Origin of the sequence: Hamadaea flava (assembly GCF_024172085.1) — a bacterium.
In the GTDB taxonomy this organism is placed as follows: Bacteria; Actinomycetota; Actinomycetes; order Mycobacteriales; family Micromonosporaceae; genus Hamadaea; species Hamadaea flava.
Genome location: NZ_JAMZDZ010000001.1, coordinates 6554391 through 6579441 on the forward strand (window position 1 = coordinate 6554391; position 25051 = coordinate 6579441).

Consider the following 25051-nt stretch of genomic DNA (forward strand, 5'->3'; position numbering starts at 1 on the left):
ATCTGCCGCTACAGCGAAGGACCGAGGAGGGAGTCGAGGAGGTCGTTGCGGAACTTGCCCCGCGGGTCCAGGTCTCGGGTCAGCGCGGCGAAGTCGCCGAGCCGCGGATACAGCTCGGCCAACCGCTCCGGCGGCGTGCGGTGCACCTTGCCCCAATGGGGGCGGGCGGCGTACGGGGCGAGGCGGTCCTCCAACCGGGCCAGGACCGGCTGAACCGCGGCGGCGTCCGGTTTCCAGGTGAAATGGAAAGCCACGGTGTCCCGGCCGGAGCTGGGGCTCAGCCACAGCTCGTCGGCGGCGATCGCGCGGATCTCCGCGATCAGCAGCACCGGCGCGATGTGCCCGCGGATCGCGGCGACCGCGTCCAGCGCCTCGACGGCGCGGTCGGCTGGGACGAAGTACTCCGACTGGAGTTCGTCGCCGTGGCTCGGAGTGAACTCGAGCCGGAAGTGCGGCAGCCGTTCGTGCCACGGACCCGGTACGCCGAGCTGTGGCGTACACCATTCAGCAGGGCCGCCCGGGATCGGATGCCGGGGCCCGTCGGCGGGCATCGCACCGAACAGCTCGGTGGGCGCACCGTTGACGGACTTCACCCAGACCTGGTCGACGTCCTCTCCGGTCCAGGAGGTGAACAGGCTGACGCTGTACGCCGAGCGCATGATCTCGGCGAAGTGCGCCCGGGCGACGGGACCGGGCAGGTTCTCGAAGACCGACTGGCTCACCTCGTACGCCGGGGAGATCCGCAAGGTGAGCGCCGAGACCACGCCCAGCGCGCCGAGGGCCACGACCGAACCGGGAAAGCGATCGTCCCCTTCGGACACCTCGACGATCGACCCGTCCGCGGTGACGATCTCGACCGCGGTCACCTCGGCCGACAGACTGCGATTGCCGGCCCCGGAGCCGTGCGTACCGGTCGAGACGGCGCCGGCGACCGAGATGTGGGGCAACGACGCCAGATTGCCTAAGGCGTACCCGTTGGTCCAAAGGTGTTGGGAGAGTTCGCCGTAGCGGACGCCGCCCGAGACGCGGATCTGATGCCCGGCGGAGTCGATCTCCATGAGGGCGGGCAGCGCGGCCGGGCTGATCAGCTCGCCGGACGTGTCGGCGAGGCGGTTGAACGAGTGGCCGGTGCCCAGCGGCCGTACGCGATCCGCCCGCGTGACCAGTGCCCGCAGTTCGTCGAGCGTGCTCGGCCGATGCACGGCGCGCGCGGCGTAGGTCACGTTGCCGGCCCAGTTGGTGATCATGCCGCCGAGCCTACCGACGCATATTGCGGGCATCCCGGGGTACGCCGCTCGACATGAAGACCACCTGGAAACCGCATACCAAACACGGCGACCTGACCAAGCGCTCCGACCTGCCCGAGTCGGTCTACGCCTTCCCCGACAAGCGGAAGGAGCCGTTGACCGACGCCGACCACGTACGCAACGCGCTGGCGCGGTTCGATCAGGTCGAGGACGTCAGCGACGACGACCGCGACCTGGCCTTCGCCAACATCAAGAAGGCCGCGCAGCACTATCACGTGGACATGGAGGAGACGGACTGGCACCAGCTGGGCAAGCCGCGGTAGTGCTCGCCCAACCGTGCCGTGGGTTCAGGCCGCGGTGCTCACTCGCGACTTGGCCAGTTCCACGCGGGCGGCCTGTTCTGCGGTGGCCGCCCGCAAATGGTCGGTGAGCCCGGCCAGTTCGAGCAGATACTCGGTGTCCGCCTCGGACGGCGGCGACAGCCGGGCCACCTCGTAAGCGGCGGTGATGTCCGGGACCTCGGCCCCCGCGAGCGCGGCGACCTGACGGGGCCGCCAGCCGTGGTGGGCGACCAGGTTCGCCCCGACGACGTCCCGCGCCGCCTCGGCGGTGTCGTGGAAGGTGCGTACCTGCTGCAGCCGACCCTCCTCCGCCATGAGCCGCTCCAGCGCGTCGCCTTCGTGGGCGAGCGGCTTCTCCTCAGAGTTCTGGATCTTGGCGGCGGCCAGGGAGTGCAGTTCGCGGAGTTCTTCGACCGTCTGCTGGGCCGGGTAGAGCAGGCGCTCCGCGTCCGGCACCGCGCCGGACGGCTCGGTCCAGGTCACGATGGTCTCCGCCCAGTCCGTGTGATGGCGTACGCCGCGGATCGCGTGGGCGACCTCGCTCAGCGTCCAGCCTTCCTCGCGGACGAGGTGGGCGGCGATGGCGTCTCGTTCAGTCAGCGACCGGCGGTACGCGCTGCGGATCTCGGTCAGCGAGCGGTAGCCGTCGGCGAGGGGGTCCTTCATCGTCAGCGTGGCCTGCCGGAGGGCTTCGATCTCCATTAGCCCACCGTAGCTACGTGCTTGCTCTCAGTAACACCCCTCGCCGCGGTGGCCTTTCTCACCGCCCCCACGCGGTTTCGGGCGCTGGGCTGCTTTGCGCGCTGGATCAGGGTTCTCGGCCGAATCTTGGCCCAAGATCCGACCCGGATCCCTGATCCAGCGCGCCGGGGAAGCGCGGAAACGGTCAGAGGAGGGCGGCGTCGGCGAGGAACTTGCCCACCCGGGCCACCTCGTCCGCGTCGAGCGGAATCTGGGGCAAAGCGGTCGTCGGGTGGTCGATGACGCCACGGAGGTGCAGAGCGGCCTTGAACGCCCCGAGCGCCGACGAACTGCGGCCCATGTGCGGACCGCCCACGGCGACCAGCCCGAACAGGCGGAACAGCCGCTCCTGCTCGGTTCGCGCCGCCACCCAGTCCCCGGCGCGGGCGTGCTGGTAGAGGCGTACGTAGCCGTGCGGGTCGACGTTGCCGAGGCCGGGCACCACGCCGTCGGCGCCCATCCAGAGCGCCGAGTCGACGGTCAGTTCCGAACCGGTGAACACGGCGAACCCGGGCAGGTCCCGGTCCCGGCGGCCGAGCAGCACCTGACGGAAGCCGCCCTCGTCGCCGCTGGAGTCCTTGAGCCCGGCGAGTACCCCCTCGGCGGCCAGCTCCAGCAGCAGGTCGGCGGTCAGCTTGCTGTGCACGGAGACGGGCAGGTCGTAGGCGTACACCGGGACGCCGGCCTGCGCGGAGATCGCCTTGAAGTGCCAGGCGATCTCGTTCGGGTGCGTACGCGTGTAGAACGGAGCGGTGGCGACCAGCGCGTCAGCGCCCGCCTCGACCGCCGTGCGTACGTGGTCGAGCACCCGCAGCGCCGTCATGTCGATGACCCCGGCGAGGACCGGGACCTGTCCGCCGACGTGGTTGATCACGGTGTCCAGGACGACCTTGCGGTGCCCGTCCGGCAGGAACGCCACCTCCGACGACGAGCCGAGAATGAACAACCCGTCCACGCCGCCGTCCATCAAGTGGTCGACGAGCCGGATCAACGACCCCTTGTCGACCTCGTAGTCGGGCGTGAGAGGGGTGCAGACCGGGGGGATGACGCCGGAGAGTGCCGTGGCGGCGGTGGTCATGAACGCTCCTGTGCTTGGCTGATCAATTCGAGGTCGGTCGCGCCGTTGAGAACCGGGTGATGGCAACGGAAGATGTGCCCATCTTCGTCCGAAGTGGATACAGAGGGCATCTCGGCCGCGCAGACGTCGGTGGCCTTCCAGCACCGGGTCCGGAACGGGCACCCGCTGGGCGGCCGGGTCGCCGAGGGCACCGGCCCGACCAGGGGGATCGGGTCGATGGGGGAGAGCAGTCCGGGCGTGGCCGAGAAGAGCGCCCGGGTATAGGGGTGCCGGGCGCCGCCGGGGACCGCCAGGGCCGGCGCCTCCTCGACGATGCGGCCGAGATACATCGTCACGACGCGGTCGCTCATCCGGCGTACGGTCGAGATGTCGTGCGAGACGAAGACCATGGCCAGGTTGAGCTGTTTCTTCAGATCCAGCAGGAGGTTGAGGATCTGGGCCCGGACCGAGACGTCCAGCGCGCTGGTCGGCTCGTCGGCGATGAGCAGCTTCGGTCCCAGCGCCAGGGCCCGGGCGATCGCCACCCGCTGCCGCTGGCCGCCGGAGACCTGGCTCGGCAGCACGTTCGCCACGCTCGCCGGGAGGCCGACGAGATCGAGCAGTTCGCTGACCCGCTTCTCGCGCTCGCGTACGGTGCCGACGCCGTGGACGTCCAGCGGGTCGCGGAGCACCTGCCGGATGGGCAGCCGCCGGTTCAACGCGGTCGACGGGTCCTGGAAGACCAACCCCGTCTGTCGCCCGACGGCGATGCGGCGGCGACCGGTCGGCAGCTTCCACAGGTCCTCGCCGCCGAAGGCCACAGTGCCCTGCGTCGGCTTCTGCAGACCCACGAGTACGCGGGCCAGCGTGGACTTGCCGCAGCCGGACTCGCCGACGACGCCGACCGTCTCCCCGGCCGAGACGGTCAGGTCCGCCGCGGTCAGCGCGTACACGCGATCGCGGGTGAACAGGCCGCCCGAGCGGGCCTTGTGCACGACGTGCACGTCCTTGAGGGCTACCAACGGTGTGCTCACAGCGCCTCCCCCGACAGGGCCGCGGCGCCGACCGAGGCGACCGCTGGATGGTGACAGGCGACCTCGTGGCCGGGTTCCCCGGTGAGGGTGGGTCGCTCGGCCCGGCAGATCTCGGTCGCCATCGGGCAGCGGTCGGCGAACCGGCAGCCGCTCGGGAAGTCGGCGGGCGACGGGACGACACCGCGGATCTGGGTCAGCCGTTCCGCACCGGCCTCCAGCGAGAGCACCGATCCGAGCAGGCCCCGGGCGTAGTGGTGAGCGGGTGCGCCGACCAGCCGCGCGGTCACCCCGGTCTCCACGATCTGCCCGCCGTACATCACGACCACCCGGTCGGTCACATCCGCGACCAACGCCAGGTCGTGCGACACCAGGATCAGGGCGAAGCCCAGCTCCGCGCGCAGACGCAGGAGCAACTGGATCACCTGAGCCTGCACGGTCACGTCCAGCGCCGTGGTGGGCTCGTCCGCGATGATCAGCTTCGGGTCGCGGGACAGCGCCATCGCGATCAGCACCCGCTGCCGCTGGCCGCCCGACAACTCGTGCGGATAGGACGAGAGGGTACGCGCGGGGTCCAGCCCCACCAGCTCCAGCAGCTCGGCGGGCGTACGCCGGCGTTGCTGTTCAGGTTGCCGACCCGCCGTCCTCCCAGCTGACGCCGGATCGAGCGGGGGTCGGCGCCAGCGCCGGACGACCTGCTTGAGTTGGGACTTGATCGTCATCGCCGGGTTGAGCGACGAGAGCGCGTCCTGGTAGATCATCGCGATGTCGTGGCCCATCAGCTTGCGGCGGGCCGACTTCGGCATCGTGAGCAGGTCGCGCCCGCCGAAGGAGACCGTCCCGCTGATCCGGGCGCCCCGGGGTTGCAGCCCCATGACGGTCAGCGCGGTCAGGGACTTGCCACAGCCGGACTCGCCGACCAAGCCGAGCACCTCACCCGGGCGTACGTCGAAGGAGATCCCGTCGACGATGTCGACCCCGTTGTGCCGCCCCTCGAAGCCGATCCGGAGATCGCGTACCTCGAGGACGGGTTCGCCGGTCGGCAGCGGCCGGGCGCGGGCGGCCAGTCGCTGGGCGGCCTCAGCCAAGCCGGGCAGCTCGACGACCTGGCCGCTGCCCGGCGTCGCCGCCTCCAGCCGGTCCACGTCGGACCGACCTTGGGTGGGGATCGACGGACGGGCGGCCGGCGCGGCCCAGGCGTCGGAGACGCCCTCAGCGAGGATGTTGAGCGCCAGCACGGTGATCAGGATCAGCAGACCCGGGAACACCGTCGCCCACCAGCCGCCGAGCAGCACCATGTTGCGGCCGTCGGCGATGACCGAACCCCACGACGGGTCCGGCGGGCGTACGCCGGCGCCGATGAACGACAGCGACGCCTCGAACACGATCGCGTCGGCCACCATGACGGTGCAGAAGACGAGGATCGGGGCGGCGCAGTTGATCGCCACGTGCTTGAGCAGGATGTGCGGCGTACGCGCTCCGATGACCCGTTCGGCGGCGACGTAGTCCTCGCCGTACTGGGCGAGCACGTTGGCACGGACGACCCGGGCGACCGACGGCGTGTAGAGGAACGCGATCGCCAGGACGAGTACGGGGATGCTGCCACCGAAGACGGCGACCAGGACCGCCGCGAGCGCGATGCCCGGGAAGGCCATGACGACGTCGAGCGTCCGCATGATGCCCTCGTCGAGCGCCCGCCGCGAGGTCGCCGCGATCGCGCCGATCAGCGCGCCGAGGACCAGGGCGATCGCGGTCGCGCCGAGGCCGATGATGAGCGACCAGCGGGCACCGTAGAGCAGTCGGGTGAAGATGTCCCGGTTGGCGCTGTCGAGACCCATCCAATGGTCCGCGGTGGGTCCGCCGCCGTCCGCCTCTTGCACATACGGCGAATGCGGGGCGAGCACCGGAGCCAGGATCGCGGCCAGCGCGATGAGGACGACGATCGCTACGGAGATCCAGGAGGGGAGACCGAGCCGGCGGAACTGGATTCCCGGCCGGGAGAGGCGTCTAGCCAGACCACTACGCATCAGCCGGCGCTCCTCAGTCGGGGGTTCACGAGCAGGTAGAGGATGTCGACGACGAGGTTCACGACCACGAAGCCGACCGCGATGGTGAGCACGACGCCCTGCACCACCGCCGGGTCGCCGTCGCGTACGCCGTTGATCATCAGCTGGCCCATGCCGGGCAGCGAGTAGATCGTCTCGATGACGACCGCGCCGCCGAGCAGGTAGCCGATTCGCAAACCGAGCACGGTCAGCGGATTGATCAGCGCGTTGCGCAGCACGTTGCGCCCGATGACCACGATCGGCGGCAGCCCGCTGCCGATCGCCGTACGCACATAGTCCTTGTCCAGCTCTTCCACCATCGAGGTGCGGATGGTCCGGGTGAGCTGGGCGGCGACCGGCAACGACAGCGACAACGCGGGCAGCGTCAGGGATTGCAGCCAGCCGCCGATCGAGTCGGCCGGGTTGATGTATCCGCTGGTCGGGAACCAGCCGCGGTCGACGGCCAGCCACTGGATCATCAGCAGCGCGAGCCAGAAGCCCGGCGCGGCCACCCCGACGAGGGAGACGAGCCGGATCAGCTGGTCCGGCCAGCGATCGCGGAAGATCGCCGCGACCACGCCGAAGACCGTCGCGAGCACGACGGCGATGGCCAGGCCGAGGAAGGTCAGTTGCAGGGTGAGCGGCAACGCCGTCATCACCGAGTCCAGGACCGGCGCCTTGGTCAGCACGCTCGTTCCCATGTCACCGTGCAGCAGGTCGCCGACGAACCGCAGATACCGCACCGGCATCGGGTCGAGCAGGCCGTTCTCCACCTGGAACTGGTGGATCTGGTCCTGCGTCGGGTTGGCGCCCTGGAAGTAGGCGTACTCCGGCTTGTTGTTGGAGAACCGCATGACGATGAACACGAATGCGATGACGCCGAGCAACAGCGGGATGAGGATCAGGATGCGGCGTACCAACATCCGGGCGATGACCGCCACCGCGGGCCTCCTTTCGTGTGGCGGTCACCGGCCGCGCGCCGTGGAGCGCTTGCGCGATACGCAAGAACTGCACTCAGCGCGCGACCGGTGACCGGCGAGCCTCCCCAGGTCCGCGTCTCAGCCCTGGCGAGTGGCCTGGAGCAGGTTGATCCCCGGGTACGCCTGCGGCCGGACGCCGCTCAGCTTCTTCGAGTCCCAAGCCGTCATCAGCTCGGTGTGCACGACCGGGTAGAGCACCGCCTGCTCGGCGATGATGTCGAGGTACGCGTGCACGAGGTCGAGCTTCTTGGTGGGGCTGGGCTCCTGCGTCGCGGCGTCCATCTTGGCGAAGAGATCCTTGGCGACCGGGCTCTGGTCCCACTTGGTGTACTTCATCCACGTCCCACCGGACGTGTAGTTGTATCGAAGGATCAGGTCGGCATCGAGACCGAACTGGTTCGGGTTCGACGCGGCCGCCACCACCTGGTAGCTCTGCGACTGGTCCATCTTCGTGAACAGCGCGGCCGTGTCCTGCGGCTCCAGCGTGGTCTTCACGCCGATCGCCTCCCAGGAGTTGGCGATCGTCGGCAGGCAGTCGGCGATCCAGCTGACGTTGACCGCCATCAGGGTCACCGTCAGGTTGGTGACGCCGGCCGCCTTCAGCAGCGCCTTCGCCTTGTCCGGGTCGTAGGCATAGACCGTCTTCGCCTTCGCGTACGACGGGTTCTGCTCGTTCAGGAAGCTCGACGAGGCCGCGCCGTGGCCCTTCAACGCGACGTCGATCATCTTCTTCGTGTCGATCGCGTAGAACAGCGCCTGGCGTACGCGGATGTCGTCGAACGGCTTCTGCGCGGTGTTGAACATCAAGAACATGTGGTTCATGCCCTTGCCGCCCTCGACCGTCAGACCGCCCTTCTGGAGCTGGTCGATGTTCGCGTACGGGATGTTGTCGGCGATCTGCGCCTCGGCGCTGCCGCCGGAGATCTTCGCGACCCGGGCCGGCGCGTCCACGATGGACAGCCAGTTCATCTTCTTGACGGTGGCCTTGCGCGGCCCGTTGTAGTCGGCGAACGCCTCGAAGGTGCTGTTCGACTTCGGGTTGTGCGCGGTCTGCTTGTAGGGGCCGGAGCCGACCGCCTTGCCGTTCTTGGCCGCGTCCCAGCCGCCGGCCGCGCCGAAGATGTGCTTCGGCATGATCTTGGCGATGGTGAGGCGGGGCAGCGCGTCCGGGAACGCGAACTTGAAGACCAGCTCGACGGTCTTGTCGTCGACCTTCTTGACCTCCTTCAACCAGGAGGCGAAGAAGGAGTAGATCAGCGTGGACTTGTCGAGCGCGCGCTCGAAGGTGAACAGCACGTCGTCGACGGTCACCGGCTGGCCGTCGTGCCACTTGGCGCCGTCGCGCAGGGTGAACTTCCAGCTCGTGGCGTTCACGTCGGCGGGCAGCGCGGTGGCCAGCGCCGGGTAGGGGTCACGGGTGATCGGGTCGGTGTCGACCAGACCCTCGTAGATGTGGTTGTTCGCGGCCATCGTGAAGGCCGAGGCCGTCATCGACGGGTCCCAGCTCTGGTTGTTGCCGTATCCGATGACCGCGGTGATGAGGTCCTTGTCGCCGCCGGCCCCGGCGGTGCTCGTCGAAGCGGGTCCACTGCATGCGCCGAGAGCGGCCGAGATGGCCGCGGCGGCGCTCACCGTCCCGCTGATACGCAGGAAGTCGCGGCGGTTGCCGCTGAGGTTGAGAGCTGGCCGAGAAACCGGGGCGCTCACGGTGCCTCCTATTGGGGGTGGGTTTCGGCTTATTGTGATCCTCGGACATTGGACGTCCCACATCCCATGTCCTGTAGAGTGCACGTTAGGGGTCGATCCCGTCCCCGGTCAAGAGGAGATGACCTGGAGATGTCCGCGATGTTTCAGGCCGATCGGAACGGGGACGGTCAGCCCACCAAGGTACCCGCGAATCGCGTTCCCGCTGCTAGGGGCCGTCGAAGCCGATCCGTCGAGGTGCAGGAGGCGGTGAAGGGGATCATCCTTCAGCGCGGCCTGAGCACCGGGGACCCGCTCCCGACCGAGTCCGAGTTGATGCAAGAACTAGGCATTGGGCGCAATTCCGTCCGAGAAGCCCTGAAAGTTCTGCAAGCCGTCGGGATTGTCGATATTCGGCACGGATTCGGGATGTTCGTCGGACGCATGTCGTTGAGCGGGCTGGTGGACGAGCTGGCCTTCCACAGCCGGATGACCATGCCCGAGGAACGCAACCACCTCGGTCACCTCATCGAGATCCGCGAGGTGCTGGAGAGCGGCCTGGTCGTGCTCCTGATCGAGCAGGGGACCACGGCGCCGCAGCTGACCGACGCGCTGGACGCCATCGTGCAGATGGAGGCCGAGGCGGCGGGCGGCGAGGCGATCGCGCCCGAGACGGACCGCCGGTTCCACGACGTCCTCTACCGGCCGCTCGCCAACCCGCTCGTGGGTCAGCTGCTCGGCGCGTTCTGGGAGGTCTACCACCAGCTCCGCGACGACCTCGGCGCGCCCGACGAGGCACCGGCCGACGTGGCCCGCAAACACCGGGACATCTACGAGGCCGTGCTGGCCGGCGACCCCTCCGCGGCGGCGGCCGCGATGCGGGCGCACTTCGCCGGCGTACGCTCCCGGCTCGCCCGCATCGCAGCCTGACGCTGCTACGAAAAGCGCTGGATCAGGGATCCGGGTCGAAATCTTGCGGAAAGATTCGACCGAGATCCCTGATCCAGCGCTTTCAGGTGATGCGGATGGGTGATGGGTCAGCGAAGGGACTGGACCGGGACGCGGTGGAACTCGATGCGCTCGTTCGCGCCGAAGTCACCGGTCTCGTACAGGACGCCGACGGTGTTGGCGTCGACCTGAACCAGATCCGAGTACGCCGCCGGCAGGCCCGACAGCGCCAGCGCCGGCGTGAAGGTGATGCCGGAGTCGTGGCTGATCCGGATCGTCAGCACCGCACGAGCGGCCGGGTCGGCCGGGCCGGCGTACAGCAAAGGCGCGTTCGGGCCGCGAAGTTGCAGCACCGTGCCCTCGACGACGGGTCCGGCGATGGTGCCCTGCGGGTGGAACGGCTTCACCAGTGTCGCGCCGCCGTCCGTGCTGTACGCGTCGGCACGCGTACCGGGGGCGGTGCCGTTGTGGTCACGGGTGTTGAAGTAGACCCGGCCGTCCGGCAACTGCGTCGCGGTGGTCTCGTTCACGTTGACGTAGTTGTCCGGGTTGTCGTCGACGTACCCGATCTGCCAGGTCGCGCCGTCGTCGTCGCTGTACAGCGAGTGCCCGCCGTAGTACTTCGCCTCGGCTCCGGTGTCGGCGGACCCCGCCGGGGGAGCGATCGAGTGGTTCGCCGGGACGACCAGGCGACCCTTGTGCGCCCCGACGGTCAGCCGGGTGGCGTGGCCGGGCGCCGTCGCGTACCAGCGCCAGTTGGTGAGCTTGGTCTGCGCGGTGATGTCGGTGGGCGCGGACCAGGTGGCCCCGTCGTCGTCACTGTGCTGGACGAAGACGCGCCGGGACTGCTCCGCGGTGACCTCGCCCCGCAGGATCATGGCCTCGGTCGCGGTGCCCGCGTTGAAGGTCGTGAGCAGGACGATCCGCCCGCCGGTGGTGACGACGGGGGCCGGGTTGCCCGCGGTGTTGCTCGCGTTGTCGTGCACCACCTGGAGCGGCCCCCACGTGCAGCCGCCGTCGGTGGAGCGCTTGAGGACGGTGTCGATGTTGCCCGCGTCGCCCAGGCCGCCGACGCGGCCCTCGGCGAACGCGAGGACGTCGCCGTTGGCGGCGGTGATCACGGCTGGGATGCGGAACGCGCTGTAGCCCTCGGTGTTCGCCGTGTACGGCGTCGAGGTGACGCATTTCGCCTGTTCAGAAGCGGTGGCTGGCATGACGCTCGCAGTCAGGGCACCGGCGGCGAGCAGGCCGGCCCCGGTGAGTTTCCAGAGACGCAAGGGTGGACTCCCTCCGAACGGGACATGGGATGTCCCACGTTCCAGGCACGTTAAGCCTGGATTTCGGAACGGTCAAGACCAACTCTGGTGGACATCCCACGTCGGACATAGGATGTCCGGCAATCCACTCCGTCTCCCGAAAGGCACGAGATGAGGTACGCACGCCGCGCGGCCGCCCTGGTCGGCGCGCTGGTGCTCCTGGCCACCGGGTTAGCGGCTCCGGCCGGCGCCCAGGATCAGAGCACACCCTTCTTCGACGAGCAGGTCGTCTATCCGCAGAAGAGCATGGGCTACTTCTGCTTCCGCATTCCCGCCCTGGTCCGGGCGGCCAACGGTGACGTCCTCGCGTTCGCCGAGGGTCGCGTCAAGGACTGCGGCGACGACGAGGACATCGACATCGTGTTGCGGCGGTCCACCGACAACGGGCAGACCTGGGGTCCGCTGCAGGTGGTGTCCGAGGGCAACGGCAGCACCCACGGCAACCCGGTCCCGATCGTGGACCAGAACACGGGCCGCGTCGTGCTCGTGAGTACGCACAACGGACCGGCCCCCTGCGCGAACGGTTGCCTGCGCCTGCCCTTCGTGCAGGTCAGCGACGACAACGGGGCCACCTGGTCGGGCGCCCGGGAGATGACCGAGGGCACGAAGCCGGAATGGAACTTCTGGTACGCCACCGGCCCGATGCACGGCATCCAGCTGACCCACGGCCCGCACGCGGGACGGCTGATCGTCGGCGCCAACCACGAGAGCTACGACGGGGTCGGCGACCACCTCTACGGCACGCACCTGCTCTACAGCGACGACAGCGGCGTGACCTGGCACATCGGGGCGACCAGCGCGTTCACCGACGGCACGATCATCGCCCAGGAGGTGACCGTCGCCGAACTGCCGGACGGCCGGATCTACGCGCTCGCCCGGGAACGCGGCACCGACCCCGGCCACCGCGCGGTGGCGTACAGCAGTGACGGGGGCGAGACCTTCGACCGCCCCTTCTCGACGATCGGGCTGTCGATGCCCGACGTGCAGGGCTCGGTCCTGCTCTCCGGCGATCGTCTGCTGCTGTCCGCGCCGGCCCATCCGGTCGCTCGCGAGGTCATGTCGGTACGCGCCTCGGACGACGGCGGGCGTACCTATCAGCCCTGGCAGGAAGGCAAGGTCTTCTGGTGGGGGCCGTCGGCGTACTCGGACCTGGTCGCGCTGGCCGGCGACCTGACCGGTCTCGCTTATGAGGCCGGAGCCGGGACCCCCTACGAATCCATCCGGTGGGCTCGGTTCAACGACGCGTACCTGGCGACGCCGAACGGGACACCGCCGGGGATTCCCGGGCCGCCGGCTCCCGGCCCGACGACGCCGGACGCGTCGCACTCGGCGAACGTCGCCTACGTCCGTGGCGGCGCGGCGACGGTGGCTGACGGCCGCTTCGGCGGCGGGCTCGCCCTGGACGGCGTGGACGACCGGATCGAGGTTCCGTTCGACGAGTCGATCGACCTCGGCGGGGACGACTTCACGCTGATGACCTGGTTCCGGTACAGCGACACCGCCGGCAACCACTCGCTGCTGTGGGCGTACCGGACGGGGAGCGGCACGACTCCGCAGATCTGGCTGCGGGCCGAACCGGGCTCCAACCGGATCCGGGCGCTCATCATGGTCGACCGCTTCAACGTCACCGTGCAGTCGGTCGGGGCATACAACGACGGGGCCTGGCACCACGTCGTGCTCCAGCGGGTGAACGGCCGGTTCGTGCTGGGGATCGACGGGACGACGGTCGCCTCGGCCGCCGTGCCGCCCGGCTCGGTGACCGACGGCAAGGAGTTCGGCGTCGTCGGCCTCCACGTCGGACAGCGGGTCGACGGGGCCGACCGGTTCCGCGGCACCCTCGACGAGGTACGCGTCTACCAGCGCGCCCTGTCGGCCACGGAACTCGACCTCATCCGTACGCGCAACCTGCCGATCGGCGGCCGACTGGGACTGCGCCTGACCCTCGACTGCGTCACTTCCGCCTGACAACCCCTGAATGAGCAGCAGATCAGGGATATGCGTGCTTCCGAGCGCCTCGGAAGGCTGCATATCCCTGATCTGCACCCCAAAGGGGTTAGGGGGTGGATTCGGCGCGGGCGATGCGCGCCTTCACTCCCCGGAAGTGCTGGCGCATCGCGTCGGACGCGGCGACCGGGTCCTGGGCGCGCAGCGCGTCGACGATGCGGCGGTGGTTGGCGACGATGTCCTCCATCACCGAGTCGGGCGCGCCGAGGATCGGCTCGACCTGGTGGTAGACCTGCCAGAACAGGTCGATGAGCTGGAGCACCAGTTCGTTGCCGCTGCTCTCGTAGAGCAGGGCGTGGAAGGCCCGGTCGGCCTCCAGGTCGGTCTGCATCGCGGTGACCAGGGCGTCCAATGCGGACAGCCGGGACGCGTTGGTGGAGCCGGCGACCCGGGCGATCAGGCCGGTCTCCAGGATCTCGCGGATCTCGACGAGATCGTGCAGCGCCTTGACCGCGCCCTGGGAGCCGGATCGGATCCGGAACTCCAGCGACGGGCTCAGGACGTCGAGGGAGGCCTTGCCGACGAACGTGCCGAAGCCGTGCCGGATCTCGACGATCCCGAGCGCCTGAAGGGCCCGGACCGCTTCGCGTACGCTGTTGCGGCTGGCCCCGAGCAGGTCCATGAGCTGCGGTTCGGTCGGCATCGCCTCGCCCGGCACGAGGCCGCGGTCGTGGATCAACGCCACGATCCGGTCCTGAACGGTTTCCCCGCTGCGCCTGGCCATCTGAATCCTCCCGACATCCCACCTTGTCGGTACAGCAATTTACACCGCGTACGCGCTTGACGGCGGGCCGTGGTTTACCTAGTTTCGACACGTGAGGCAGGACATCCCATGTCCTACGACCGCTACTTCGTTGAGGAATCATGAACCGAATCCATTACGGCGGCGACTACAACCCCGAGCAATGGTCGCCAGAGGTCTGGACCGAGGACATGAAGCTGATGACCGAGGCCGGGGTCTCCCTCGTCTCCGTCGGCATCTTCTCCTGGGCCACCGTCGAACCCGCCCCTGGCGCGTACGACTTCGGGTGGTTCGACCAGGTCATGGACAACCTGGCCCAGTACGGGGTCGGGGCGAGCCTGGCCACCATGACGGCTTCGCCGCCGCCGTGGCTGTCGGTGAAGCACCCGGAGATCCTTCCCGAGCGCGCCGACGGCACCCGGCTCTGGCCGGGCTCCCGGCAGCACTACTGCCCGTCCAGCCCGATCTATCGCGAGTACGCCGGCCGCCTGGTCGAGCAGCTCGCCCAGCGGTACGGCGACCATCCGGCGCTCAAGATCTGGCACATCGGCAACGAGTACGGCTGCCACACCCGGCAGTGCTTCTGCGACGTCTCGGCCGAGGACTTCCGGCGCTGGCTGCGTGACCGGTACGGCGACATCGACGCGCTCAACGAGAACTGGTCGACTACGTTCTGGTCGCAGCGCTACTCCGACTGGGCCGAGATCTTCCCGCCGCGGGCGATGCCGACCTTCGGCAACCCGGCGCACAAGCTGGACTTCGCTAGGTTCAGCGACGACGCGATCCTCCAGTGCTACCTGGTCGAACGCGACATCATCCGGGCGCACACGCCGGACGTGCCGGTCACCACGAACTTCATCGGCCTGGTGCACAAGCCGATCGACTCCTACAAGTGGGCCGCCGAGCAGGACGTCGTCAGCCTCGACAGCTACCCCGACCCCTACGACCGGCGGTCGCACGTCGAGGCCGCGTTCGGCTACGACCTCATCCGCTCGGTCAAGGGCGGGCAGCCGTGGCTGCTCATGGAGCAGGCTCCGAGCGCGGTCAACTGGCGGCCCCGCAACGCACCCAAGGCCCCCGGCGTCATGCGGCTGTGGAGCTGGCAGGCCATCGCCCAGGGCGCGGACGCGGTGCTCTTCTTCCAGTGGCGCCAGGCCGTCGGCGGCGCCGAGAAATTCCACTCGGCGATGGTCCCGCACGGTGGGGCGGACACCCGGACTCACCGGGAGGTCCAGGCCCTGGGCCGGGAACTCGCCGCGGCGTCCGAGATCGCGGACTCACGGGTACGCGCGGAGGCCGCGATCCTCCACGACTGGGACAACTGGCGCGCGGTCGAAGGAGACGCCCATCCCGGCGTCGTCGAGTTGCTCCCGGCACATCGGGCGCATTTCGACCCCCTCTTCGACGCGCACGTGACCGTCGACGTCGTGCATCCGGCGACGGATCTTTCGGCGTACAAGCTGGTCGTCGTCCCGAATCTGTATCTCCTGAGTCAGGTGACGGCCGCGGCGCTGACCCGCTATGTCGCGGCCGGCGGGACCCTCGTGGTCTCGTTCTTCACGGGGATCGTGGACGAGCAGGAGCGCGCCTACCTGGGCGGATATCCCGCGCCGCTGCGTGAGGTGCTGGGCCTGAAGATCGACGAGTTCTGGCCGTTGCCGGTCGGCGGCTCGATCGGCGTGGACGGCGGCAGCGGCACGATCTGGTCGGAGTGGATCGAGACCGAGGGCGCCGAGACCGTCGCGACGTTCACCGAGGGTGAGCTGGCCGGTCGGCCGGCGATCACGCGGCACCAGTACGGCGACGGCGTCGCCTGGTACCTCGGGACGCGGCCGAACCCGGCGCTGATGCGGACCCTGCTCGACCGGGTACGCGCCGAAGCCGGGGTCGAACCGGTCCTGCCGGGGCTGCCTGACGACGTGCAGGCGATCGTCCGGCACGGTGCGGAGGCCGATTACCTGTTCCTCCTCAACCATTCCGCGTCGGACGTGACCGTGACGTTGCCAGCACCGGCGGTCGACCTGCTCGGCTCGGACGCCTCGGTGACGTCGGTCTCGCTGACGGCTCACGGCGTCGCGGTGCTCCGGCACTGAGATCGCTTATCGCGCTGGATCACGGTTCGCTTATCGCGCTGGATCACGGTTCGCTTATCGCGCTGGATCGCGGTTCGCTTATCGCGTTGGATCACGGTTCCGGGTCGAATCTTGCACCATGATTCGACCCGGAACCCTGATCTGGTGAGGAAAGAACCCTGGTCGGGTGAGGAAAAAGAAGCCAGAAAAGGGCTCGCCCGCGTGGCCACGGGGGAAGCCATGCGGGCGAGCTACGCCGGAGACGTTACACCTATGCCGCGCTCTGCGCCACGCCTGGGAACGCAGATACCGTTTCCAATTCTCGCGTTGTGAGATCAACGGCGAACATCCCACGTTCGTCGGGCGTATGGCAGATGACCTGGCCCCGGGGATTCAGGCGATCATCGGCCGCAAAGCGTTCGGAAAGCTCGCTTTCAGCCGCTTCCGAGCCGGCGTCCGCGGCGATCAAGAGTGCGGCGATCTCGTCGGCCAGCGCCACTCGCGGATCCTCAGTGGACATCTCGTCCGCGAAGTCCCCACTCATCGCGCCGAACGCGTCCCACAGCAGGATCTCCTCACGCTGCCGGTGGGCCAGTTCGATAAGCACGTAGTCGAAGATGAACCAGGGACCGCCGACCGGCTGATCGGGCCCGATCCCGTAGTTCCACGGGTCGGCCTCGCCCTTCCGGAACGCCGTCCAGACCTCGGCCGCCGTGACGAACGGGGCGCCCGTGGCGGGTCGCGGCATGTCCTGAACGTCGAAGGGCCAGGTCGGCCCGGGGTCGAGCTGGCTGTCGGCCCAGACCCAGCGGTCGCCGTTCCAGTACTCCACGACGACGTGGTCATGGTGGTAGTTCTCGCGGAAGTAGTTCGCGAACCCGATCCGGCTGCGCGCCGGGATGCCGTGCTGCCGCAGGCCCGCCACGGTGAGCAGGGTGTAGTCGCGGCAGCAGCCGAGCACCCGATCGGTGACCTCGCGCGGCTCGGCGAGGGCGTACGGGTGACGCTCCTGGTCGGTCGCCAGAATCCGTTCGACCCAGCGATTGTTGATCTCCAGGAAGTGCTCGTCGGGCAGCGTCTCACCGGAGTGTCGATAGTGGATGACGGTGTTCCGGACGGCGGCGGTGAGCCCCGGGATGTCCGACGGCAGCGCGTCGAGCAGCGCGCCGAAGGGGCCGGGATCGGTGTACGCCGAATGGCGCGCGTACTCGTTCATGGGCGGATCCTCTCGATGGGCTGGGCGACGTACGCGAACGGGTCGTCGTCGCCGACGGAGTCCAGGCAGGTGAAGTAGACCTCGCGGGGTGGCCCGAACGGGCTCAGCTCGGTGTCGCGGACGAACCGCGTGACAGCGTCGTAGGCGTGCAGAATCCGGGGATACAGGCATTCGCGCTTCGTGACGGTGGCGTACGCCTGAATCTGGGCGGGCTCGACGCGAATGGTGATGTTCGCCGTCGGCTCGGCCGGCCCGGTGAACGGGATGCACACCTCGACCGGCGCCTCGCTATCCGGGGACACCGTGCCGTGGTAGATCCACCACTCCTCCCGGCCGAAGCCGAGCTGCTCGGTCTCGGTGCCGCTCGCCGTCAGGTGCCCGCGGATCTCGGCGGCGGCGGCACACATGGTGTCGACGAGGGCCGCCTGATCGACCTCGCGCCGAATCGCGGCGACCTTCGTCTCCGGGACCGACCGCGTCGCCACCCAGTACTCGGGTCGTTGCGGATCGGTGCTCAACCACTCCGACCGCAGATACTCGACCAGCTCCCGGCGTACGCGGTGCTGGTCCTCTTGGCTGTTCCACCAGCGCAGCACCCGGCGTTCGAGTCCGTCACGGGCGCCCTCGGCGACGCCGTCGAGCACCTCGGCGACGGTCGCCAACGGCATGTCGAGCCGTCGGAGCAGCGAGATCAGCTTCGCCCGGTCGAGCTGCTCCGGCGCGTACAGCCGATAGCCGTTGGCCGGGTCGACCTCGGCCGGCGGCAACAGGCCGGACAGGTCGTACAGGCGCAGCGCCTTGTGGGAGAGGCCGGTGCGGCGCCCGAACTCGCTGATCGTGAGGGCCGCACGGCGGGTGTCGCGGTGCATGCGCCAAGTCTGCACCCGGCCCTTGGGGCAGGGTGAAGCCCCGAGTTGACCTCAACTTCGGTCGAGGGTCCATGATCGGGCGGTGACGACCCTCGCCGAAGCCCCGACCAGCGTCTACCGCCGCGTTCTGGCCCGCCGCAGCCTGCGCCGCGTGCTGCCCGGCCTGGCGGTGTCCGCCCTCGGCGACGGGATGAGCATGGTGGCGGTCGCGTGGCTCGCCCTCCAGCTTGCGCCGCCCGCCCAGGCGGGCGTCTGGACCGGTCTCGCGGTCGCGGCCTACTCGCTGCCCGCGTCGGTCGGCGCCGTCGTCTTCAGCCGACTTGTACGCCGAATGAACGGAGCGGCACTGGTGGCGGTGGACGCCGCGGTCCGCGCCGTAGTGCTGGGCACGATCGCGGCGCTGGCGTTGGCCGGAGCGTTGAGCGCGCTGGGCTTCGTCGGTCTGCTCGCCGTCTCGTCGCTGTTGCACGCCTGGGGCAACGCCGGGGCGTATACGTTGGTGGCAGAGGTGCTGCCGGCTGAGGAGCAGATCGCCGGCAACGCTCTGATCTCGACGTTCACCCAGGCCGCGCTCGTCGCCGGACCGGCGCTGGCCGGCTTCCTCACCGCCGCCACCGGGCCGGCCTGGGTCATCCTCGCCGACGCCGGTTCGTTCCTCGTGCTCGCCCTGACGGCGCTGCCCCAAGCCGGCCGGTCGACGGCGGTGCGCTCGGGTGGTGGCGGCATCGCGTGGGGCGAACTGCTGCGGCGGCCGCAGTTGCTCGGACTGGTCGCGGTGACCTGCGTCCTCTACTTCCTCTACGGTCCGGTCGAGGTCGCCCTGCCCGTGTTCGTGGCCCGGGAGCTGGACGCGTCGCCCGGGGTGCTGGGCGCGTACTGGGCCGTGTTCAGCGTGGGCGCGGTCGTCGGCGGCCTGTCGGCCGGCCTCCTCCAGCGATGGTCACTGTGGACGGTCGTGGTCGGCGTCGTCATCGGCTGGGGCTTGGCGCTGCTGCCGATCGGCCTCGCCGCCGGCATCTGGCCCGGCCTCGTCGGGTTCGCCGTGGGCGGGGTGATCTACGGGCCGTTCAACGCCATCTGCACCGCGTTGTTCCAGCGCACTTCGCCGCCGGAGCTGCTGAGCGGCGTACTGGCGGCGCGGACGGCGTTGACCATTCCGTCGGTCGCCGCCGGAACGCTGCTCGGCGGACCGGTCGTGAGCGAGATCGGGGGCCAGCGGACGCTGTTGCTGTCCGGCGTGCTCACCGTGGTGCTCGGTGTCGCCGTCGCCGTGGTCGTCCGCCGGCCCCCGCGTGGGGACGGGTGAAGCTCAGTACGCCTCGCCGATCGCCTCTTCGGGGGTGTTCTCGGCGGTACGCGCGCCTGCGTTGAGCCGCGCCCAGAAGACGCGCTCGCCGATGCCGTGCGCCATCAGCTTGCCGAAGAGCAGGAAGGCCACTACGCCCACGGCCAGCACCGCCGCGCCGACCCAGAACGGGGACGCCGGCGTGGAGTGCTCGACCAGCAGCCCGGCCACGACCGGAGCCGGGGCGGCCGCACCCCACCGGACCAGGTTGAACGCGCCGGTGGCGACCCGGCGGTCGGCCGAGCCGAGGCCGAGGGCGAGGTCGGTGAGCAGAGCGTTGGCGACACCCATGCACAGACCGGAGAGCACCAGGATGACCAGCTTCTCCGGGGTGGTCGTCGACACCGCGAAACCGACCAGGCACAGCAGCAATCCGGTCAGCGCGATGCCGACCGTCTGCACCGCGCCGATCCGGTGGGCCAGCCGGTGCCCGATGCCGAGGATGCCCAGGGCGAGGCCGAGACCCCAGCCGGTGAAGGCCAGCCCCAGCGGGACGACGTCGAGGTGCAGCGCCAGTGGGGCGTACCCGAGGACGATGAAGAACGCGAAGTTGTAGGTGCCGGTGATCGCGCACAGCGCGATGAACGCCTTGCGCTTGAAGGTGCGGCCGATTTCGACCAGCTTCACGGGGGGCTGCGGGGCTGGTTCGCGGAGCCGGGTGGCGGCCACTCCGAGCGCGATCAGCATGAAGACGCCGCAGGCGAAGAACGGCAGTCGCCAGGAGACCTCGCCGAGCAGGCCGCCGATCAGCGGGCCGGTGGCGAAGCCGAGGCCGAGCGCGGTCTCGAAGAGCCCGACGACCCATTCGCGGGACTTGGCCAGGGCGATCATGATGACCATCGCGGTCGCGAAGAACATCGCGTTGCCCAGTCCCCAAACCCCGCGCAGGGTGGCGAGCTGGCCGATGTTCTGGCTGAACGCGGCCAGGATCGCGGCGACGCCCACGGTGGTGACCCCGGTGATGAGGATCTTCTTGAAGCCGAACTTCCCGGTCGCCAGCACGGCCGGGATCATGCCCAGCCCCATGACCGCGATGTACGCCGTGAACAGCAGTTCCACCTGCCAGGGCGACACTCCGATGGCCTCGCCGATGGCGGGCAGGATCGGGTCGACCACGGCGATCCCGGCGATCGCCAGGTACGCCGCGATGGCGGTGGCGTAGATCGCGCCACGATTGGGTTCGTTGCCGCGAGACATCGGCGGGCCTCCGAAGGATCTGTCGAAAAATATCTGTATCGTACAGCTAACTAACCTGTATCATACAGCTATGTCGGACCAGCGGGAACTCGAGACGATCGAGATGGAAGTGGCGTTGCTCATGCGACGCGCCGAGGCGACCCGGCGAGCAGGCGAACAAGCCCCGCACCGGGCACTCGATCGGGCGGCGTACCTGTTGTTGCGGCGGCTGGCCGAACACGGGCCGGCCCAGATCAATGCCCTCGCCGAAGCGCTCGGGCTGGACGGCTCGACAGTGACGCGGCAGGTCAGCGCGCTGGAGCGGGACGGGCTCGTGGAGCGGAGCAAGGGACCGCAGGACGGCCGCGTGATCCTGGTGAGCCCCACCCCGGCCGGGCTGGCCCGGGTCGAATCAGTACGCCAAGCCCGGGTCGCGCTCTACGAACAGATCCTCGCGAACTGGGACGACGCCGACCGGACGGCGCTCAGCCGGTTGCTGGCCCGGCTCAATCACGACATGGACGCGGTGATCCGCGCCCGAACCTGATCTCCTCCAGCGCTACCGGGTCCAGGCGGCTTTCGTCGCGCGTTATCGGGCGGGGTGGCTTTCTCGCGTTATCGCGCGCGGGGGCGGTCGTAGCCGTCGGGGACGGACAACGGCCAGGTCCAGTCCGGGTCGGGCCGGTAGTCCGTCCACGTCCCGTCGAACGGGAACTCAGCCGCCTCGATGACCTTCGTCAGGCGTACGCCCTCGGCCCGGACGGCGTCGGGATCGGGCACCCAGTAGTGCTCGGGGAAGGCGAGGCGCTCGGAGAACTCGTCCTCGTCCTTCCACGCCCAGGTGCGATCGGGCCACACCCAGATGTCGAGATCCTGGTCGGTGGTGTCCACGCCGGCGAGCTGGCCGTCGGACCACAGGACCGAGGGTTCCTCGAGGTTGCCGTACCAGCCGCCGAAGTTGTGGCGCCCGTCCCAGAAGAACCAGACCGAATGGGCCGAGGCGGCCCCGGCGGTCTGCGGCGGGATGAACATCAGCATGTCCGGCCCGTAGCGGACCATCTGCCGCAGCTCTTCGCGCCGGGTGATCCACTCCGCGTAAGGCATGTCCCGGATTCCCTCGCCGGCCTCGGAGAGGCTGATCAGGATGGGCGTGCCGTGGGCGATCCAGAGCAGGAGGCCGCGCTCGTCGTGCTGGACGACCCGGGCCAGTTTGAGGAACACCAGGCGCTCGCCGACGAAGCCGCGGTGGAGGAGGAGCTGACCCGGCGCGAACACTCGTCCAGCCTAGTCGATCTCGCCGGATGCGAGCTGCCGCGCCTGGTGTCCGTTTTCCCAGGTCAGAAGCCATTGCGGACTGAGACACATTTAGTAGTTGCCCCTGTACAACGCGTAATCGAATCGCCAGACTTGTCGGATGGATTCGCGGGAGACCATGACGCACCAGGGCGGATGGCGCTGGTTGAGCCGGGTGGCTCGCCGGGAACTGCCGGCCGTCCTGCAGATCCTCGCCGCCGGTGGGCTGGCGATCGTCGTCGCGCTGCTACTGGGCTTCGACAAACCGGTCGGTGCGCCGCTCTTCGCGATCACGACGCTGGAATTCGTCTGCGCCCGCCATCGGCGCTCCGTCGCCGTCTTCTTCTTCGGCATGGGCTTCGGCCTGGCCATCGCGGCCGTCGCGGCGGGATACCGATCGTTCGACCGGGTCGTGCTCGACTTCGTCGTGGGCGTCGCGGTCGCGATGGTCGTCGCGTTCCTCACCACGCCCCGCAACGCGACGCGACAGGTGAACGCGCAGTTGGAGCCGCTGCTCAACACTCTGACCGTGAACGTGCGGACGATCGCGGGCGCGCTGCGTACGCGGGACGCCGAATCGGCTCGGGGCGCCGTCTACGCCTTGGTCGACACGGAGAACGACCTACGCCGGTTGAACGAGGTGCTCCTGGCGACCCGGCGCTCGTCGGCGATCACGCTCTGGACGACCGGGCAGGACCTCGACGCGTACGCGGAGACCGCCCGCGAGATCGGGTACGCCGTCCGCAACATCCGGGTGATGGCTCGGCACGCCTGGTGGGGCGTCCTGCACGGTGGCGAGCCGGTGCCGGTCGCGTTGCCGCCGATGCTGGAGTCCCTCGCCGATGGTGTCGGTCTGCTGCGCGACGAACTCCGCCGGGACGGCCCGCTCCGGGTGGCGCAGCCGCAGCTCGTCTCGGCCGCGCGCTGGATCGACGTGATGCGCGACGAGCACCTCGGCCTGGCGAGCGCGGCGGTGGCGGCCGACGCCGACGCGGCGGTGCTGAACCTGCTCATCGCGACCGGCATCCCGCTGGCCAAAGCAGACGCCCTGCTCAACCACAGCCGGGCCGAGGCTGCCGCGGCCGACCGCCGCTTAGAGCCCGCCCTCGCCGCCTGACCCGGCGCCGGTCAGGCGAGGCCGTGGCGGACGGCGTACAGGGCCGCTTGGGTTCGGTCGTCGACCTCCAGCTTCATGAGGATCGCCGAGACGTGCGTCTTCACCGTCTTCTCGGCCAGGTGCAGTTCGCGGGCGATCTCCCGGTTCGACCGGCCGAGCGCCAACTGCTGGAGGACCTCCCGTTCGCGGGCGGTCAACTGATCCAGCCGGTCGCCGGAGACCCCGGTGCTCAGCGCGGCGGCGATGGCCGGCGGCAGCACGACGTGTCCAGCGTGGACGGTGCGGATGGCGTTCGCGAGCGCGGCCGGGTCGACATCCTTGGCGACGCAGCCCGCCGCGCCCGCCCGGATCGCCGGCAGGACCGAGGGTGCGTCGGTGAAGCTGGTGACCACGAGCACCTTCGCCGCGCTGCCCGCGTCGCGGAGCCGTTTGATGGCCTCGACGCCGTCCACGCCTGGCATCTTGAGATCGAGCAGGATCACGTCCGGCTGCGTCGCCAAGGCCTGCGCGACGCCCTCCGCGCCATCGCCCGCCTCGCCGACGACGGTTATGTCGTCATGAGTCTCCAGAAAGACTCGCAGCCCACGGCGTACCACTGCGTGATCGTCCGTGAGCAGGACGCGGATCTCAGCCACGGGGGACCTCCAGGGTGACCGTCGTGCCGCCGCCGGGCCGCGAGGCGACCGAGAGCGTGCCGCCCACGCGGCGCGCGCGCTCGCGCATGGACGACAGGCCGAGCCGGGCGTTCGCGGCGGCCGGGACGCTCGTGTCGAAGCCGGTGCCGTCGTCGGTGATCGTGCAGACCACGCCGCGCCCACCGTCGGCCAGGCGCACCTGGACCACCGAGGCGGACGCGTGCCGCAACGCGTTGTGCAGCGCCTCCTCGGCGACGCGCAGCACGACCTCCTCCACGGCCGCGGTGAGCTTGCCGGTCAGCTCCGCGACGAACTCGACCCGCGCCTCGTGCACCCGATCCAGGAGAGCCGCCCGCCGCCGCAGCGTCTCGACCAGACCCGTGTCGGCCAGCTCACGGGGCCGCAGCTCGGCGACGATCTGGCCCAGTTCTTCGGTCGCCTGCGCCGCCAGCCGCCGGATCTCCTGCAACTCGGTCTCGGCGCGGGCCGGGTCCTTGCGCACGTACGCCGCGGCGGCCTCGGTCGTCAGACGCAGACTGAACAGCTTCTGCGCCACCGCGTCGTGGAGTTCCCGGGCGACCCGCTGGCGCTCCTCGAGCAGGGTAAGCTCCCGGCCCTGCTCGTAGAGCCGGGCGTTGGTCAGCGCGATCGCGGCGTGGGCCGCCAGCACCGCCAGCAGACTCTCGTCCTCGGCGGTGAACTCGCCGCTCCGCCGGTTGGCCAGGAACAACGCGCCCAGGATCTCCTCGCCGTCGGTGATCGGCACCCCGAGGAAGTCCTTGAGCACCGGATGCGCCGCCGGCCACCAGCCGAACCGGGGATCGGAGCGCACGTCGGGCAGCCGTTGCGGCCGCATGTCGTGCAACATCGCGGCGAGCAGGCCGTGCTGGCGGGGGAGCGGGCCGATGGCGGCCCATTGCTCGTCGGACACCCCGTCGACCACGAACTCGGCGAAACCGCCCTGATCGTCCGGTACGCCCAGCGCGGCGTACTCGCAGTCGAGGAGCGAACGCGCCGCCTTCACGATCGTCTGCAGCACCTCGCGTACGGACCGGTGCCGGCTGACCGCCAGCACCGCGGTGCTCAGCTCGTCCAGGGTGCTGCGTTCGTCCACGTCCTCAACATAGCCGGGACCGGCGGAGTCGGGTCCTAGGTCCAAGGACCTAGGACGGCGGAGGCTCGGGACCGATTCG

22 protein-coding genes and 1 pseudogene are annotated in these 25051 nt (G+C 69.6%); 8 read left to right on the forward strand and 15 right to left on the reverse strand.

Going from position 1 to position 25051, the window contains the following annotated elements:
• Positions 1–8 precede the first annotated feature (8 nt).
• Entirely contained in the window at positions 9–1247 is a 1239-nt protein-coding gene (locus HDA40_RS30775) for an FAD-binding protein (protein WP_253761303.1), read from the reverse strand.
• A gap of 53 nt (positions 1248–1300) precedes the next feature.
• Between HDA40_RS30775 and HDA40_RS30780 the strand changes: the two genes are divergently transcribed.
• Positions 1301–1570, forward strand: a complete 270-nt coding sequence (locus tag HDA40_RS30780) for a DUF6582 domain-containing protein (protein ID WP_253761304.1) — start codon at positions 1301–1303, stop codon at positions 1568–1570.
• Positions 1571–1594: 24 nt separating this feature from the next.
• Here HDA40_RS30780 and HDA40_RS30785 read toward each other — a convergent pair whose 3' ends face one another.
• From HDA40_RS30785 to HDA40_RS30810, 6 genes are all read right to left on the reverse strand, one after another.
• Entirely contained in the window at positions 1595–2290 is a 696-nt protein-coding gene (locus tag HDA40_RS30785) for a hypothetical protein (RefSeq protein WP_253761305.1), read from the reverse strand.
• Between the two features lie 184 nt (positions 2291–2474).
• Positions 2475–3407, reverse strand: a complete 933-nt coding sequence (locus HDA40_RS30790) for a dihydrodipicolinate synthase family protein (protein WP_253761306.1) — start codon at positions 3405–3407, stop codon at positions 2475–2477.
• On the reverse strand, positions 3404–4420 hold the full coding sequence (locus HDA40_RS30795; RefSeq protein ID WP_253761307.1) for an oligopeptide/dipeptide ABC transporter ATP-binding protein: 1017 nt from the start codon (positions 4418–4420) through the stop codon (positions 3404–3406). Before HDA40_RS30795 ends, HDA40_RS30790 begins: the two co-directional genes overlap by 4 nt.
• Positions 4417–6444: a dipeptide/oligopeptide/nickel ABC transporter permease/ATP-binding protein gene (locus HDA40_RS30800; RefSeq protein WP_253761308.1), complete on the reverse strand. Its 2028-nt coding sequence runs from the start codon at positions 6442–6444 to the stop codon at positions 4417–4419. The genes HDA40_RS30795 and HDA40_RS30800 overlap by 4 nt, the downstream gene beginning before the upstream one ends.
• Entirely contained in the window at positions 6444–7403 is a 960-nt protein-coding gene (locus HDA40_RS30805) for an ABC transporter permease (RefSeq protein WP_253761309.1), read from the reverse strand. Before HDA40_RS30805 ends, HDA40_RS30800 begins: the two co-directional genes overlap by 1 nt.
• Positions 7404–7520: 117 nt before the next feature.
• Entirely contained in the window at positions 7521–9149 is a 1629-nt protein-coding gene (locus HDA40_RS30810) for an ABC transporter substrate-binding protein (protein ID WP_253761310.1), read from the reverse strand.
• A 138-nt stretch (positions 9150–9287) separates the two neighbouring features.
• Here HDA40_RS30810 and HDA40_RS42620 point away from each other — a divergent pair.
• Both HDA40_RS42620 and HDA40_RS30815 read left to right on the forward strand, forming a co-directional pair.
• Positions 9288–9551, forward strand: a pseudogene (locus HDA40_RS42620) (FadR/GntR family transcriptional regulator); the annotation flags it as partial.
• Between the two features lie 3 nt (positions 9552–9554).
• A complete protein-coding gene (locus HDA40_RS30815) occupies positions 9555–10055 on the forward strand; it encodes a FadR/GntR family transcriptional regulator (protein ID WP_253761311.1) in 501 nt (166 codons plus the stop codon).
• Between the two features lie 107 nt (positions 10056–10162).
• On the opposite strand, the gene HDA40_RS30820 is transcribed toward HDA40_RS30815, so the two are convergent.
• Positions 10163–11350, reverse strand: a complete 1188-nt coding sequence (locus HDA40_RS30820; RefSeq protein ID WP_253761312.1) for a sialidase family protein — start codon at positions 11348–11350, stop codon at positions 10163–10165.
• Positions 11351–11500: 150 nt separating this feature from the next.
• Between HDA40_RS30820 and HDA40_RS30825 the strand changes: the two genes are divergently transcribed.
• Complete coding sequence (locus tag HDA40_RS30825) at positions 11501–13354, forward strand: sialidase family protein (RefSeq protein ID WP_253761313.1); 1854 nt, start codon at positions 11501–11503, stop codon at positions 13352–13354.
• 88 nt (positions 13355–13442) lie between these two features.
• Here HDA40_RS30825 and HDA40_RS30830 read toward each other — a convergent pair whose 3' ends face one another.
• Complete coding sequence (locus HDA40_RS30830) at positions 13443–14117, reverse strand: FadR/GntR family transcriptional regulator (RefSeq protein ID WP_253761314.1); 675 nt, start codon at positions 14115–14117, stop codon at positions 13443–13445.
• 140 nt (positions 14118–14257) lie between these two features.
• Between HDA40_RS30830 and HDA40_RS30835 the strand changes: the two genes are divergently transcribed.
• Positions 14258–16228 carry a beta-galactosidase gene (locus HDA40_RS30835; protein WP_253761315.1) on the forward strand — a complete coding sequence of 657 codons (1971 nt, stop codon included), beginning with the start codon at positions 14258–14260 and terminating at the stop codon, positions 16226–16228.
• Positions 16229–16478: 250 nt separating this feature from the next.
• Here HDA40_RS30835 and HDA40_RS30840 read toward each other — a convergent pair whose 3' ends face one another.
• Together HDA40_RS30840 and HDA40_RS30845 are read right to left on the reverse strand one after the other, a co-directional pair.
• Positions 16479–17423, reverse strand: a complete 945-nt coding sequence (locus HDA40_RS30840; protein WP_253761316.1) for a transglutaminase domain-containing protein — start codon at positions 17421–17423, stop codon at positions 16479–16481.
• Complete coding sequence (locus tag HDA40_RS30845) at positions 17420–18292, reverse strand: MerR family transcriptional regulator (RefSeq protein WP_253761317.1); 873 nt, start codon at positions 18290–18292, stop codon at positions 17420–17422. The genes HDA40_RS30840 and HDA40_RS30845 overlap by 4 nt, the downstream gene beginning before the upstream one ends.
• Positions 18293–18374: 82 nt before the next feature.
• Between HDA40_RS30845 and HDA40_RS30850 the strand changes: the two genes are divergently transcribed.
• Positions 18375–19598 carry an MFS transporter gene (locus tag HDA40_RS30850; RefSeq protein ID WP_253761318.1) on the forward strand — a complete coding sequence of 408 codons (1224 nt, stop codon included), beginning with the start codon at positions 18375–18377 and terminating at the stop codon, positions 19596–19598.
• Positions 19599–19601: 3 nt separating this feature from the next.
• On the opposite strand, the gene HDA40_RS30855 is transcribed toward HDA40_RS30850, so the two are convergent.
• Positions 19602–20834 carry an MFS transporter gene (locus HDA40_RS30855; RefSeq protein ID WP_253761319.1) on the reverse strand — a complete coding sequence of 411 codons (1233 nt, stop codon included), beginning with the start codon at positions 20832–20834 and terminating at the stop codon, positions 19602–19604.
• A gap of 70 nt (positions 20835–20904) precedes the next feature.
• Here HDA40_RS30855 and HDA40_RS30860 point away from each other — a divergent pair, with 70 nt between their 5' ends.
• Complete coding sequence (locus HDA40_RS30860; protein WP_253761320.1) at positions 20905–21360, forward strand: MarR family winged helix-turn-helix transcriptional regulator; 456 nt, start codon at positions 20905–20907, stop codon at positions 21358–21360.
• Positions 21361–21428: 68 nt separating this feature from the next.
• Here HDA40_RS30860 and HDA40_RS30865 read toward each other — a convergent pair whose 3' ends face one another.
• Positions 21429–22088, reverse strand: coding sequence for a ribonuclease FAU-1 family protein (locus HDA40_RS30865; protein ID WP_253761321.1), 660 nt, complete (start codon positions 22086–22088; stop codon positions 21429–21431).
• A gap of 139 nt (positions 22089–22227) precedes the next feature.
• Between HDA40_RS30865 and HDA40_RS30870 the strand changes: the two genes are divergently transcribed.
• Entirely contained in the window at positions 22228–23223 is a 996-nt protein-coding gene (locus HDA40_RS30870) for a hypothetical protein (protein ID WP_253761322.1), read from the forward strand.
• 11 nt (positions 23224–23234) lie between these two features.
• Here HDA40_RS30870 and HDA40_RS30875 read toward each other — a convergent pair whose 3' ends face one another.
• Positions 23235–23858 (reverse strand): response regulator, encoded by a 624-nt coding sequence (locus HDA40_RS30875; protein ID WP_253761323.1) that lies wholly within the window; start codon positions 23856–23858, stop codon positions 23235–23237.
• Positions 23851–24972 carry a GAF domain-containing sensor histidine kinase gene (locus tag HDA40_RS30880; RefSeq protein WP_253761324.1) on the reverse strand — a complete coding sequence of 374 codons (1122 nt, stop codon included), beginning with the start codon at positions 24970–24972 and terminating at the stop codon, positions 23851–23853. Before HDA40_RS30880 ends, HDA40_RS30875 begins: the two co-directional genes overlap by 8 nt.
• Between the last annotated feature and the right edge of the window lie 79 nt (positions 24973–25051).